This window comes from Staphylococcus pseudoxylosus (genome assembly GCF_003697915.1).
In the GTDB taxonomy this organism is placed as follows: domain Bacteria; phylum Bacillota; class Bacilli; order Staphylococcales; family Staphylococcaceae; genus Staphylococcus; species Staphylococcus pseudoxylosus.
This window is the reverse complement of record NZ_RCVN01000010.1, coordinates 68,615-83,310: the sequence shown is the minus strand read 5'-3', so window position 1 is coordinate 83,310 and position 14,696 is coordinate 68,615. Positions and strand designations below refer to the sequence as shown.

Below are 14,696 nucleotides of genomic sequence, written 5' to 3'. Positions count from 1 at the left end.
TTATGAACTTAACCTAAGAAACAGGAGGATGGAGAATGAATATCCACGAGTATCAAGGTAAAGCAATATTTCGTTCTATGGGCGTTGCTGTCCCAGAAGGACGCGTAGCATATACTGCTGAAGAAGCGGTTGAAAAGGCAAAAGAATTAGATTCAAAAGTTTATGTGGTAAAAGCACAGATTCATGCAGGGGGTAGAGGTAAAGCTGGCGGTGTGAAAATTGCAAAATCATTATCCGAAGTGGAAACTTATGCAAATGAATTATTAGGTAAGACGCTTGTTACACATCAAACTGGGCCTGAAGGTAAGGAAGTTAAACGCCTTTACATAGAAGAAGGCTGCGATATTCAAAAAGAATATTATGTTGGTTTTGTAATTGATCGTGCAACAGATAGAGTTACTTTAATGGCTTCAGAAGAGGGCGGTACAGAAATTGAAGAAGTAGCTGCTGAAACACCTGAAAAAATATTCAAAGAAACAATTGATCCTGTTGTCGGGTTAGCACCATATCAAGCAAGAAGAATCGCATTCAACATTAATATTCCAAAAGAATCAATTAATAAAGCGGCTAAATTTTTAGTATCATTATATAATGTGTTCATCGAAAAAGATTGTTCTATCGTTGAAATCAACCCACTTGTAACTACAGGTGACGGTGAAGTATTAGCTTTAGATGCAAAAGTAAACTTTGATGATAACGCATTGTTTAAACATAAAGATATTCAAGAATTACGTGACTTAGAAGAAGAAGATCCAAAAGAAATCGAAGCATCTAAATATGATTTATCATATATTGCATTAGATGGAGATATCGGTTGTATGGTAAATGGTGCCGGTTTAGCAATGGCTACTATGGATACAATTAATCACTTCGGTGGAAATCCGGCTAACTTCCTTGACGTAGGGGGCGGCGCAACTAAAGAAAAAGTTACTGAAGCATTTAAAATTATTTTAGGTGATGAGCAAGTTAAAGGTATCTTTGTAAATATCTTTGGTGGCATTATGAAATGTGACATCATTGCAGAAGGTATAGTTGCCGCAGTTAAAGAAGTAGAACTTACGCTACCACTTGTTGTACGTTTAGAAGGTACAAACGTTGAAAAAGGTAAAGAAATCCTTAAAGAATCTGGATTAGCAATTGAACCAGCAGCTACAATGGCTGAAGGTGCACAAAAAATCGTAAAACTTGTTAAAGAAGCATAAGGAAAGGATGGGAGCACGAAGATGAGCGTATTTATTGATAAGAATACAAAAGTAATTGTACAAGGTATCACAGGGTCAACTGCCCTTTTCCATACAAAACAAATGCTTGAATATGGTACACAAATTGTTGCTGGGGTTACTCCAGGTAAAGGCGGACAAGTTGTTGAAGGCGTTCCAGTATTCAATACAGTTGAAGAAGCACAAGAAGAAACAGGTGCTACAGTTTCAGTAATCTACGTACCTGCACCATTCGCTGCAGATGCAATTTTAGAATGTATTGAAGCTGAGTTAGATTTAGCAATCTGTATTACAGAACACATCCCAGTAGTTGATATGGTTAAAGTTAAACGTTACTCAGAAGGTAAGAAGACACGTGTTGTTGGACCAAACTGTCCTGGTGTTATTACTGCTGATGAATGTAAAATCGGAATTATGCCAGGTTATATCCATAAAAAAGGTCATGTAGGCGTAGTTTCACGTTCTGGTACATTAACTTATGAAGCGGTACATCAATTAACTGAAGAAGGTATTGGTCAAACTACTGCAGTAGGTATTGGCGGAGACCCTGTTAACGGTACAAACTTTATTGATGTATTAAAAGCATTTAATGAAGATGAAGAAACTAAAGCAGTTGTTATGATTGGTGAAATTGGTGGTACTGCAGAGGAAGAAGCTGCAGAGTGGATTAAAGCTAATATGACTAAACCGGTTGTCGGGTTCGTTGGTGGACAAACAGCGCCTCCTGGTAAGCGTATGGGCCATGCTGGTGCTATTATCTCAGGTGGTAAAGGTACTGCAGATGAGAAAATTAAAACGCTTAATAGCTGTGGTGTGAAAACTGCAGATACACCTTCTGAAATTGGTACGACATTGATAGATGCTGCAAAAGAAGCAGGTATATACGAACAATTATTGACTGTTAAATAATTATTTGTCTTATAACACGCACAAATTCCGATAATATGTCGGAGTTTGTGCTTTTTTAGGTTGCGTTTCTACCATATTAATAGTCAATCAGCTCAAATTGTGTTCAATTTCTAATGAAAGATGGTTTGAAAATTTGGATTTTTCCATAGTGAATATTTTAAGAATAATAATATCCCTCAATTTTTCAGGCTAACACGTTTCTATAGCGAAAATTACTCTTTAAAGTTATATTAAATTTCATGAAAAATGATTTTATAATGTAAAATAAATCCAATAGAAACTCCTTTATAATGTACATATAAAGGAGCGCGATATATGAAAGAACAACTTTATTTAAAACTGAGATTTGCAGGGTTAACTACACGTCATTTACACCAACTATTTGAATTTTCACCGTCATTTATATATGAACACGAATTAGAGCAGAATCACACCCTTAAAAGATTTTTAACAAAATCAGCAATAACTCGAAAACACATCATTTATGACAATTTTTTAAATTTAGAGTGTGAACATATTTTCAAACTACTAAAGCAATGGCATATTAGTTATGTGGCTATTGATTCCAATACTTATCCTAAATTATTACGTGAAATACATGATCCACCATTCATCCTTTTCTATAAAGGTAATCCTACTTTAATGCAGTCTACGCGAATACTTGCTATTATCGGTTCGAGGCAAGCTACTAATTATACTCGAAGAACACTAGAAACATTTTTCCCTAATTTTGAAACTGAGAATTTAATTATCGTATCCGGTTTAGCTAAAGGAGCAGATAGCATAGCTCATGAGCAAACACTGAAACATAATATGGGTTCGATTGCTGTATTAGGATTTGGTCATAACCATCATTATCCTAAAGAAACTTATGCCATTCGAAAACAAATTGAGTCTAAAGGTTTAGTAATTAGTGAGTATTTACCAACAGATGGAGCTCGAAAACATTATTTTCCCGAAAGAAATAGGCTTATTAGCGGTCTTTCTAAGGGCGTTTTTATCACAGAATCCACTGTGAGTAGTGGGACAAATATAACGATGGATTGTGCATTGGAACAAAATAGGGAAGTATATGTATTACCGGGATCTATATACAATCCTATGGTCCAAGGAAATTTAGTTAGTGCACAAGAAGGAGCAAAGATTGTCGTGAAGGCATGCGACATTTTAGAAGATTACCGTCAATCATAATAAAATAAGCGTATATAACGTTTAAATCAGTAGAAATATAGTTTTATATAAAACATATGTAAAAGCAATGACAATAATAAATTTTGACCACAATCATACGCTAATTTAATACACACTAAAATTAAAAACATTGACAAAAACAAAATACACCGTTTATCATTTATCTTTGTAATTAGAAAATGCAAGGGGGTAACTACTTTGGCAGAAAATTTAGTCATAGTTGAATCGCCTGCAAAAGCTAAAACTATTGAAAAATATTTAGGGAAAAAATACAAAGTTATCGCGTCAATGGGGCATGTTCGAGATTTACCTCGTAGTCAAATGGGCGTAGATGCAGAAAATGATTATGAACCCAAATATATAACAATACGCGGCAAAGGTCCTGTAGTTAAAGAATTAAAGAAACATGCTAAGAAAGCCAAAAAAGTTTTCCTAGCGAGTGACCCGGACCGTGAAGGTGAAGCTATTGCTTGGCATTTAGCAAATATATTAAATTTAGAAGATTCAAAAGAAAATAGAGTAGTGTTTAATGAAATAACAAAAGATGCTGTGAAAGATAGCTTTAAACATCCAAGAGGTATTGAGATGGAACTTGTTGACGCACAACAGGCGCGTCGTATATTGGACCGTTTAGTAGGTTATAATATTTCACCAGTACTTTGGAAAAAAGTAAAAAAAGGGCTTTCAGCCGGTCGCGTACAATCAGTAGCACTGAGACTTGTTATTGATCGAGAAAATGAAATAAGAAACTTTAAACCAGAAGAATATTGGAAAATTGAAGGCGAATTTAGATACAAAAAATCTAAATTTACAGCTAAATTCTTACATTTAAAAAACAAACCATATAAATTAACAAACAAAGATGACGTTGAAAAAGTAACAACGCAGTTGGACGGAGATCAATTCGAAGTAACGAAAGTAACGAAGAAAGAAAAAACACGTTACCCTGCAAACCCATTTACAACTTCAACGTTACAACAAGAAGCTGCGCGTAAGTTAAACTTTAAAGCGCGTAAAACAATGATGTTAGCGCAACAACTATATGAAGGTATTGACTTAAAACGACAAGGCACGGTTGGTTTAATTACCTATATGCGTACAGATTCAACGAGAATATCCGATCAAGCCCAAGCGGAAGCCAAAAACTATATTGAAGAGACTTATGGCCAAAATTATATATCAACACGCAAAGCAAAAGGTCAAGGGGCTCAGGATGCTCACGAAGCAATCAGACCTTCAAGTACGTTACGTACACCAAATGAAATGAAACAATTTTTAACGAGAGATCAACATAGATTATATAAATTAATTTGGGAGCGTTTTGTAGCAAGTCAAATGGCACCAGCAATCTTAGATACGGTTGCCATGGATATAACGCAAAATGATATAAAATTCCGTGCAAATGGTCAAACGATCAAATTCAAAGGTTTTATGACTTTATATGTTGAAGCAAAAGATGATAACGATGATGGTAAAGATAATAAATTGCCGAATATTGAAGAAGGCGAAATGGTTACAGCTACAGATATTGAACCATCACAACATTTCACGCAGCCGCCACCACGTTATACTGAAGCTCGGCTAGTTAAAACAATGGAAGAGTTGAAGATTGGGCGACCTTCTACGTATGCACCAACTATTGATACAATACAAAAAAGAAATTATGTAAAGAATGAAAGTAAACGGTTTGTGCCAACAGAATTAGGCGAAATCGTACACGAACAAGTAAAAGATTACTTCCCAGAAATCATAGATGTTGATTTCACTGTGAATATGGAAACATTACTAGATAAAGTGGCAGACGGTGAAATTCCATGGAAAAAGGTAATAAGAGACTTTTACAGTAGTTTCAGCCAAGATGTTGAACGTGCTGAAGAAGAAATGGAAAAAATTGAAATTAAAGATGAACCTGCTGGTGAAGACTGTGAAGTATGTGGTTCACCAATGGTCATTAAAATGGGACGTTATGGTAAATTTATGGCGTGCTCAAATTTCCCGGATTGTCGTAATACAAAAGCCATTGTTAAAACAATTGGGGTAACTTGTCCAAAATGTAAAGAAGGCGACGTCGTAGAGCGTAAATCGAAAAAAAATCGTGTGTTCTATGGTTGTTCGAAATATCCAGAATGTGATTTTGTTACATGGGATAAACCAATAGGTCGAGACTGTCCGAAATGTGAACAATATCTTGTTGAGAAAAAACAAGGACGTAAGAGCCAAGTTGTATGTTCTAATTGTGATTACAAAGAAGAAGAACAGAAATAAATAATGTGATATCGCTGGTTGTTTTAAATAATTATATATGAATGATAGTAGCAACTTACGACATATATTTATAATTTAGATGATATATTTATAAATATGATAGAATGTCTAAGTTGCTATTTTATAAGTAGGAGGTAAATAAATGACTCAAGTAGTAAACGTCGTAGGTGCTGGGCTTGCCGGTTCAGAAGCTGCATATCAATTGGCACAACGAGGTATAAAAGTCAATCTTATTGAGATGAGACCGGTTAAGCAAACGCCTGCACATCACACTGATAAGTTTGCTGAATTAGTGTGTTCTAACTCGTTAAGAGGTAATGCGTTAACAAATGCAGTAGGTGTACTTAAAGAAGAAATGAGACGTTTGGATTCATTGATTATTCGTGCTGCAGATAAAGCAAGAGTACCAGCAGGAGGGGCTTTAGCGGTTGATCGCCATGATTTTGCAGGTTATATTACAGAAACATTAAAAGAACATCCAAATATAACGGTATTAAATGAAGAAATAAATAGCATTCCAGAAGGATATACTATTATTGCTACTGGACCTTTAACAACAGATAAATTGGCAAATGAAATTGTCGAAGCCACTGGTAAAGATCAATTATATTTTTATGATGCAGCGGCGCCTATCGTTGAAAAAGATAGTATAGATTTAGACAAAGCATATCTAAAATCACGTTATGACAAAGGTGAAGCAGCCTATTTAAATTGTCCTATGACTGAAGAAGAGTTTAATACATTTTATGATGCTCTAATGGAAGCAGAAGTTGCTCCAGTCAATGAATTTGAGAAAGAAAAATACTTTGAAGGTTGTATGCCGTTTGAAGTTATGGCTGAGCGTGGTAGAAAGACTTTATTATTTGGTCCAATGAAGCCTGTAGGACTCGAAGATCCAAAGACTGGGAAAAGACCATATGCTGTTGTTCAATTGCGTCAAGATGATGCGGCAGGTACGTTATATAATATCGTTGGATTCCAAACACATTTAAAATGGGGCGCGCAAAAAGACGTTATTCGCCTGATACCTGGCTTAGAGAACGTTGAAATTGTAAGGTATGGCGTGATGCATCGTAATACCTTTATCAATTCTCCTGATGTTTTAACAGAAACGTATGAACTAAAAGGGAGAGAAGAACTATACTTTGCAGGTCAAATGACAGGCGTAGAAGGTTATGTAGAAAGTGCAGCGAGTGGCCTTGTAGCTGGTATAAATGTTGCACATAAAATTCAAAACAAAGGTGAGGTCATTTTCCCTAGAGAAACAATGATTGGAAGTATGGCATATTATATTTCACATGCAAAAAATGAAAAGAACTTCCAACCGATGAACGCTAACTTTGGCCTTTTGCCTACTTTGGAAAATAGAATTAAAGACAAAAAGTTACGTTATGAAACATTAGCAAATCGTGCATTGGACTATTTAGATAACTATAAAAAAACGCTATAAAAATATCACATTTAACAAACAAATTCGAAAATTTTGAAAGTTTTACTCAATTTAATAGTTTTTTTTCGCAGACTCCTCTTTCAATATGCTACAATTCATATTGATGGAGGGGTTTTTAATGGAAAAAATCCAACAAGCATATTTATATATGTTGAAAGTTGAGAAACATTTTTCAGAACATACATTGAAATCATATCACGATGATTTAGAGCAGTTTAATGATTTCTTATCACAGGAACATCTTGTATTAGCTACATTCGAATACAAAGATGCTAGAAATTATTTAAGTTACTTATATTCAAAAAACTTGAAAAGAACATCAGTTTCCCGTAAAATTTCTACGCTGAGAAGTTTTTACGAATATTGGATGACTCAGGATGAACAAGTAGTTAATCCATTCATACAATTAGTACACCCCAAGAAAGAACAATATTTACCTCACTTTTTTTATGAAGAAGAAATGAAAGCCTTGTTTGATACGGTTGAAAGTGATGCTAAAAAGGGTTTGAGAGACAGAGTAATCTTAGAATTACTTTATGCAACTGGAATTAGGGTTTCTGAATTGGTTAATATAAAAGAACAAGATGTAGATATGTATGCACCAGGAGTCAAAGTATTGGGTAAAGGTGGTAAAGAACGCTTTATACCTTTTGGTGAATTTTGCAAGCAAAGCATAGAACGTTACTTAACACAATTCAAACCTAAAACAAATAGTGATCATGCGTATTTATTAGTCAACATGAACGGAGCGCCCATTACAGAACGTGGTATACGTTATGTATTAAATGATGTTGTAAAACGTACTGCAGGTGTGACTGAAATTCATCCTCACAAATTAAGACATACGTTTGCAACGCATATGTTAAATCAAGGCGCTGATTTACGAACAGTACAATCGCTGTTGGGTCATGTCAATTTGTCCACAACAGGACGATATACACATGTAACAAATGAACAATTAAGAAAAGTCTATTTAAATGCACACCCACGTGCAAAAAAGGAGAATTAGTTTATGAGTACATCTATCCATGCAACAACTATATTTGCAGTACAACATAATGGTCATTCGGCAATGGCTGGTGATGGTCAAGTTACGCTTGGAGAGCAAGTCATTATGAAACAAACAGCTAGAAAAGTAAGGCGTTTATATAATGATAAAGTTTTGGCAGGGTTTGCTGGCAGTGTAGCTGATGCATTTACCTTATTTGAAAAGTTTGAAACAAAACTACAACAGTTTAGCGGTAATTTAGAAAGAGCTGCGGTAGAATTGGCTCAAGAATGGCGTGGAGATAAACAACTTAGACAATTAGAAGCGATGCTTATAGTTATGGATGAAACTTCAATTCTTGTAGTTAGTGGTACTGGTGAAGTTATTGCTCCAGATGACAATTTAATCGCTATAGGTTCTGGCGGTAACTACGCATTAAGTGCAGGTAGAGCCCTAAAGCTTAACGCAACGCACTTAACAGCGAGTGAAATGGCATATGAAAGCTTAAAAGTTGCTTCAGATATTTGTGTATTTACAAATGATCAAATCATCGTAGAAGAATTGTAAATAATAAAAGTGAGAACTTTATTGTTTGCAATGTAAAATTGTTTAACATTAAGATATAGTTGAAATAGTAAAAATTTTCCATAAATAGCTATTAATATGTTTCAGAGATAAAAAATGATTATAACGGAGGTAACTTGTCTAATGGAGACGAATGGTATTAAATTAACACCTAAAGATATTGTTACAAAACTTAATGAATATATAGTCGGACAAGATGACGCAAAACGTAAAGTTGCGATAGCTTTAAGAAATCGATATAGAAGAAGTCTTTTGACTGAAGAAGAAAAACAAGAGGTTGCTCCGAAGAATATATTGATGATTGGACCAACAGGTGTTGGTAAAACGGAAATCGCTAGACGCATGGCAAAAGTAGTAGGCGCGCCATTTATTAAAGTAGAAGCTACGAAGTTTACAGAAGTTGGTTATGTAGGTCGAGATGTAGAAAGTATGGTACGTGACCTCGTTGATATTGCAGTAAGGCTAGTGAAAGAGCAGAAAAAAACACTAGTACATGATGAGGCTCAAACTAAAGCTAATGAGAAGTTAGTTAAATTATTAGTGCCAAGCATGAAGAAAAAGGCAACGACAAACAATAATAACAACCCATTAGAGTCACTTTTCGGAGGTTCGATACCTAATTTCGGTCAAAATAATGACGAAGAGGAAGAAACACCTACTGAAGAAGTGAAAACAAAACGTTCAGAAATCAAACTGCAACTATTAGATGGTAAGTTAGAAGAAGAAAAAGTAAGGTTAAAGGTTGAACAAGATCCTGCTGCGATGGGAATGTTAGGTACGAATCAAAATCAACAGATGCAAGATATGATGAACCAATTAATGCCGAAGAAAAAAGTTGAACGAGAAGTACCTGTTAAAACAGCGCGCAAAATATTGACGGACGAATTTGCCGACGAGTTAATCGATCAAGAGACAGCAAATCAAGAAGCGATTGAATTAGCGGAACAAATGGGAATTATTTTTATCGATGAAATAGATAAAGTAGCAACAAATAATCAAAGTTCGGGTCAAGATGTTTCTCGCCAAGGTGTCCAAAGAGATATATTACCAATTCTTGAAGGTAGCATGGTTCAAACGAAGTATGGTACTGTTAATACTGAACATATGCTATTTATTGGTGCAGGAGCATTCCATGTGTCTAAACCTAGTGATTTAATTCCAGAGTTACAAGGTCGTTTTCCAATTCGTGTTGAATTAGAAAGTCTATCGGTAGGAGATTTCGTTAGAATCTTGACTGAACCTAAACTATCACTTATAAAACAATATGAAGCGCTACTTCATACAGAGCAAGTAACAGTTAAATTTACCGATGATGCTATCAAACGACTAGCAGAGATAGCATTCCAGGTGAATCAAGATACTGATAACATCGGCGCACGTCGATTGCATACTATACTTGAAAAAATGTTGGAAGATTTATCTTTTGAAGCACCAAGTATGCCTAATGCGGTTGTAGACATTACACCACAATATGTAGACGATAAGTTGAAAACAATTTCAACAAATAAAGATTTAAGTGCATTCATTTTATAATATAAATAAAAAGGAGAAGGAATATGAGCTTATTATCGAAAACGAGAGAATTAAATACACTTTTACAAAAACATAAAGGTATTGCTGTAGATTTTAAAGATGTAGCACAAACGATAAGTAGTGTAACAGTTACTAATGTATTTATAGTTTCAAGAAAAGGTAAAATTTTAGGATCAAGTTTAAATGAACTTTTAAAAAACGAACGTATTATCCAGATGTTAGAAAGTAGACACATTCCTGTTGAATATACTGATCAGTTGATGGATGTTAAAGAAACTCAATCCAATATCGACATTGACAATGTATTAACTGTATTCCCACCAGAAAACAAAGACTTATTTGGTGATAGCAAGACGACAATTTTCCCAATTTTAGGCGGCGGTGAAAGATTAGGCACATTAGTACTTGGCCGTGTAACTGACGATTTCTCAGAAAATGACTTAGTTTTAGGGGAATATGCAGCTACAGTTATTGGTATGGAAATTTTACGTGAAAAGCATAACGAAGTAGAAAAAGAAGCTAGAGATAAAGCTGCGATTAGCATGGCAATCAATTCGTTGTCATACTCAGAAAGTGAAGCGATTGAACACATTTTTGAAGAATTAGGTGGCAAAGAAGGTCTCTTAATTGCATCTAAAGTAGCAGATCGAGTTGGCATTACACGTTCAGTAATTGTAAATGCGTTACGTAAACTTGAAAGTGCTGGTGTAATTGAATCACGTTCACTTGGAATGAAGGGTACTTTCATCAAAGTTAAAAAAGAAAAATTCTTGGATGAATTAGACCGTATTAAATAATACATTTGAGCTATTTACCGTACAAAAGTTTTTTATATGTATAAATATTTGTACAAACAAAGACAATTAACCAAGACAACATACTGCGTTTCTATAAGTGGAATTACATTCAATAGAACACATACAATACTAATTAAGAGGCTGAAACAGATTGCGACGTTTGAGCCTCTTAAATGTTTAAAATAGTAGTTTGAAAGTGTTGATTTATAGAAATGTATATGTTATATTTATTGACGGCTATGAAGCCAATACACACATGAAAAGTGAAAGTATAAAGGGTGCGACATATTTAATGTTGTGTTTATATGAGCTTTTTATGGAGGTAGAAAACCAATAGGAGGAATTTTATTATGGCAGTAATTTCAATGAAACAATTGCTAGAAGCAGGTGTTCACTTCGGTCACCAAACACGCCGTTGGAACCCAAAAATGAAAAGATATATTTTCACTGAAAGAAACGGTATTTATATTATCGACTTACAAAAAACAGTGAAAAAAGTAGAAGAAGCATATAACTTCATTAAACAAGTATCAGAAGATGGCGGAAAAGTTTTATTCGTTGGTACTAAGAAACAAGCACAAGATTCAGTTAAATCTGAAGCAGAACGTGCTGGTCAATTTTACGTAAACCAAAGATGGTTAGGCGGAATCTTAACTAACTATAAAACAATTTCTAAACGTATCAAACGTATCTCTGAAATTGAAAAAATGGAAGAAGATGGCTTATTCGAAGTATTACCTAAAAAAGAAGTTGTAGAACTTAAAAAAGAATATGACCGTTTAATTAAATTCTTAGGCGGAATTCGTGATATGAAATCTATGCCTCAAGCATTATTTGTAGTTGACCCTCGTAAAGAGCGCAACGCAATCGCTGAAGCACGTAAATTACACATCCCAATCGTTGGTATTGTAGACACTAACTGTGATCCAGATGAAATTGATTACGTTATCCCTGCAAACGATGATGCTATCCGTGCAGTTAAATTATTAACTGGTAAAATGGCAGATGCAATCTTAGAAGGTCAACAAGGTGTATCAAATGAAGAAGTAGCAGCTGAACAAAACATTGATTTAAACGAATCAACTGAAGCTACTGAAGCAGAAACAACTGAAGAAAACACTTCTGTTGAATCAAACTAAGAATAATGTAAAATGGGTGATAAGATATTTAAGCTTATCACCTTTTTTTAAAATAAATATAATAAAATTCATTAAATAATGGAGGAATATGAAATGGCAATTTCAGCTAAACTTGTAAAAGAATTACGTGAAAAAACTGGCGCTGGCATGATGGATTGTAAAAAAGCGTTAACAGAAACTGATGGTGACATCGATAAAGCAGTAGACTTCCTACGTGAAAAAGGTATTGCTAAAGCTGCTAAAAAATCTGACCGTATTGCGGCAGAAGGTTTAGTACACGTTGAAGCAAGAGGGAACGAAGCAGCAATTGTAGAAATTAATTCAGAAACTGACTTCGTAGCTCGTAACGAAGGATTCCAACAATTAGTGAAAGAAATTGCTATCCAAGTATTGGATACAAAAGCTGAATCAGTAGAAGCTTTATTAGAAACTGAATTATCAGATGGTAAATCAGTTGACCAACGTGTTAAAGAAGCTATCTCTACAATCGGTGAAAAATTAAGTATCCGTCGTTTTGCTATCAGAACAAAAACTGATAACGATTCATTTGGCGCTTACTTACACATGGGCGGACGCATTGGTGTATTAACAGTAGTTGAAGGTTCAACTGACGAAGAAGCTGCTAAAGATGTAGCTATGCACATTGCTGCAATCAATCCTAAATATGTTTCATCAGAACAAGTAAGTGAAGATGAAATTGATCACGAAAGAGAAGTATTAAAGCAACAAGCTTTAAATGAAGGTAAACCAGAGAAAATTGTTGAAAAAATGGTAGAAGGCCGTTTACGTAAATATTTACAAGAAATTTGTGCGGTTGACCAAAACTTTGTAAAAGATCCTGATCAAACAGTTGAAGCTTTCTTAAAATCTAAAGGTGGTAAACTTGTTGACTTCGTACGTTATGAAGTAGGCGAAGGTATGGAAAAACGTGAAGAAAACTTTGCTGACGAAGTTAAAGGACAAATGAAATAATTTTTCATAGTTAGAACAAGAAAGAAGACACCTTTTGTGCTCCGTATGAAAGATTCACTTTTGTATTGGAAGACCTATTGTGTCTTCTTTACTTGTATAATTACATATTTTACAATAGAGAGGATAAGACAATGGCTCAAACTTCTAAATACGAACGTGTTGTATTAAAATTAAGTGGCGAAGCACTAGCAGGTGACGATGGGTTTGGAATTAACCCAATTATTATTAAAAGTGTGGCAAAACAAGTAGCTGAAGTAGCAAAAATGGATTGTGAAATTGCTGTTATCGTTGGTGGAGGCAATATTTGGAGAGGCAAAACTGGTAGTGACTTAGGCATGGACCGTGGTACTGCTGACTACATGGGTATGTTAGCTACGGTTATGAATGCATTAGCTTTACAAGATAGCCTTGAACAATTAGAGTGCGATACACGCGTCTTAACTTCAATTGAAATGAAACAAGTTGCAGAACCATATATCCGTCGTCGAGCAATTAGACATTTAGAAAAGAAACGTGTTGTAATATTTGCGGCTGGTATAGGGAACCCTTACTTCTCTACTGATACTACAGCAGCATTACGTGCGGCTGAAGTTGAAGCTGATGTTATCTTAATGGGTAAAAACAATGTTGATGGTGTGTACTCTGCTGATCCAAAAGTAGATCAAAATGCAATTAAGTATGAACACTTAACACACATTCAAATGCTACAAGAAGGTTTACAAGTCATGGATTCAACGGCTTCATCATTCTGTATGGATAATAATATTCCATTGAATGTATTCTCGATAACAGAAGAAGGTAATATTAAACGTGCTGTTATGGGTGAAAAAATAGGAACGTTAATTACAAAATAATTTAGAGGTGTATGACTATGAGTGACATTATTAATGACACGAAATCAAAAATGCAAAAATCTGTAGATAATCTTTCTAGAGAATTAGCTAATATCAGTGCAGGTAGAGCTAACTCAAATTTATTAAACGGTGTAACTGTTGACTACTATGGTGCTCCTACGCCTGTACAACAACTTGCAAGCATCAGTGTGCCAGAAGCACGTTTATTAGTAATTTCGCCATATGATAAATCATCTGTAGGAGACGTTGAAAAAGCAATCAATGCTGCTAACTTAGGTGTCAATCCTTCGAGTGATGGTGAAGTTATTCGTATAAGTATTCCTGCTTTAACAGAAGAACGCCGTAAAGATTTAGTGAAAGAAGTTAAGAAAATCGGCGAAGACGCTAAAGTAGCTGTTAGAAACGTACGTCGTGATGCTAACGACGAACTAAAAAAACAACAAAAAAATGCTGACATCACTGAAGATGATTTAAAATCACAAACAGCAGATGTACAAAAGCTAACTGACGATTCAATTAAAGAAATCGATAAATTGTTAGAAGAAAAAGAACAAGATATTATGTCAGTATAAACATGGTAATGGATGGTAAGACTTCGCTTCACTTCTATTGTTAGAAATTAACCAATGGAATTCAAGAATCAGAGGTTTATCATATTTTATCTGAACTGTATCAAATCAGACTTTGGTACAGTTTTTTTATTTGTTTATTCAATGCACCTATCTAGTATGATAAAATGGTAGATAATTGCATCTAGAACCTATTATAATAAACATAGATGATCACGCTCGGA

The 14,696-nt window shown here is 34.7% G+C and carries 13 protein-coding genes; all 13 read left to right on the top strand.

Annotated elements, in window-relative coordinates:
* Nucleotides 1-35: 35 nt before the first annotated feature.
* The 13 genes from sucC to frr all read left to right on the top strand — a co-directional run bounded on the left by sucC (nucleotide 36) and on the right by frr (nucleotide 14,475).
* Nucleotides 36-1,202, top strand: a complete 1,167-nt coding sequence (sucC, locus tag D9V42_RS10190) for an ADP-forming succinate--CoA ligase subunit beta (protein ID WP_107555125.1) — start codon at nucleotides 36-38, stop codon at nucleotides 1,200-1,202.
* A gap of 21 nt (nucleotides 1,203-1,223) precedes the next feature.
* A complete protein-coding gene (gene sucD / locus D9V42_RS10185; RefSeq protein ID WP_017724283.1) occupies nucleotides 1,224-2,129 on the top strand; it encodes a succinate--CoA ligase subunit alpha in 906 nt (301 codons plus the stop codon).
* Between the two features lie 315 nt (nucleotides 2,130-2,444).
* Nucleotides 2,445-3,320 (top strand): DNA-processing protein DprA, encoded by an 876-nt coding sequence (dprA, locus tag D9V42_RS10180; RefSeq protein ID WP_107555126.1) that lies wholly within the window; start codon nucleotides 2,445-2,447, stop codon nucleotides 3,318-3,320.
* 198 nt (nucleotides 3,321-3,518) lie between these two features.
* Nucleotides 3,519-5,585, top strand: a complete 2,067-nt coding sequence (gene topA / locus D9V42_RS10175; RefSeq protein WP_122064821.1) for a type I DNA topoisomerase — start codon at nucleotides 3,519-3,521, stop codon at nucleotides 5,583-5,585.
* Between the two features lie 142 nt (nucleotides 5,586-5,727).
* The gene (gene trmFO, locus D9V42_RS10170) at nucleotides 5,728-7,035 is read left to right on the top strand and encodes an FADH(2)-oxidizing methylenetetrahydrofolate--tRNA-(uracil(54)-C(5))-methyltransferase TrmFO (protein ID WP_122064819.1); all 1,308 of its coding nucleotides are present in this window, start codon (nucleotides 5,728-5,730) and stop codon (nucleotides 7,033-7,035) included.
* Nucleotides 7,036-7,153: 118 nt separating this feature from the next.
* Nucleotides 7,154-8,044, top strand: coding sequence for a tyrosine recombinase XerC (gene xerC, locus D9V42_RS10165; RefSeq protein WP_107555129.1), 891 nt, complete (start codon nucleotides 7,154-7,156; stop codon nucleotides 8,042-8,044).
* Nucleotides 8,045-8,047: 3 nt separating this feature from the next.
* Nucleotides 8,048-8,590, top strand: coding sequence for an ATP-dependent protease subunit HslV (gene hslV / locus D9V42_RS10160; protein WP_122064817.1), 543 nt, complete (start codon nucleotides 8,048-8,050; stop codon nucleotides 8,588-8,590).
* Between the two features lie 141 nt (nucleotides 8,591-8,731).
* The gene (gene hslU / locus D9V42_RS10155; RefSeq protein WP_122064815.1) at nucleotides 8,732-10,141 is read left to right on the top strand and encodes an ATP-dependent protease ATPase subunit HslU; all 1,410 of its coding nucleotides are present in this window, start codon (nucleotides 8,732-8,734) and stop codon (nucleotides 10,139-10,141) included.
* Nucleotides 10,142-10,164: 23 nt separating this feature from the next.
* Entirely contained in the window at nucleotides 10,165-10,938 is a 774-nt protein-coding gene (gene codY / locus D9V42_RS10150) for a GTP-sensing pleiotropic transcriptional regulator CodY (RefSeq protein WP_017724290.1), read from the top strand.
* A 350-nt stretch (nucleotides 10,939-11,288) separates the two neighbouring features.
* Nucleotides 11,289-12,077: a 30S ribosomal protein S2 gene (gene rpsB / locus D9V42_RS10145; protein WP_017724291.1), complete on the top strand. Its 789-nt coding sequence runs from the start codon at nucleotides 11,289-11,291 to the stop codon at nucleotides 12,075-12,077.
* A gap of 93 nt (nucleotides 12,078-12,170) precedes the next feature.
* Nucleotides 12,171-13,049 (top strand): translation elongation factor Ts, encoded by an 879-nt coding sequence (gene tsf / locus D9V42_RS10140; RefSeq protein WP_017724292.1) that lies wholly within the window; start codon nucleotides 12,171-12,173, stop codon nucleotides 13,047-13,049.
* 131 nt (nucleotides 13,050-13,180) lie between these two features.
* On the top strand, nucleotides 13,181-13,903 hold the full coding sequence (gene pyrH, locus D9V42_RS10135) for a UMP kinase (protein WP_017724293.1): 723 nt from the start codon (nucleotides 13,181-13,183) through the stop codon (nucleotides 13,901-13,903).
* A 17-nt stretch (nucleotides 13,904-13,920) separates the two neighbouring features.
* On the top strand, nucleotides 13,921-14,475 hold the full coding sequence (gene frr / locus D9V42_RS10130; protein WP_107530592.1) for a ribosome recycling factor: 555 nt from the start codon (nucleotides 13,921-13,923) through the stop codon (nucleotides 14,473-14,475).
* Nucleotides 14,476-14,696: the final 221 nt, after the last annotated feature.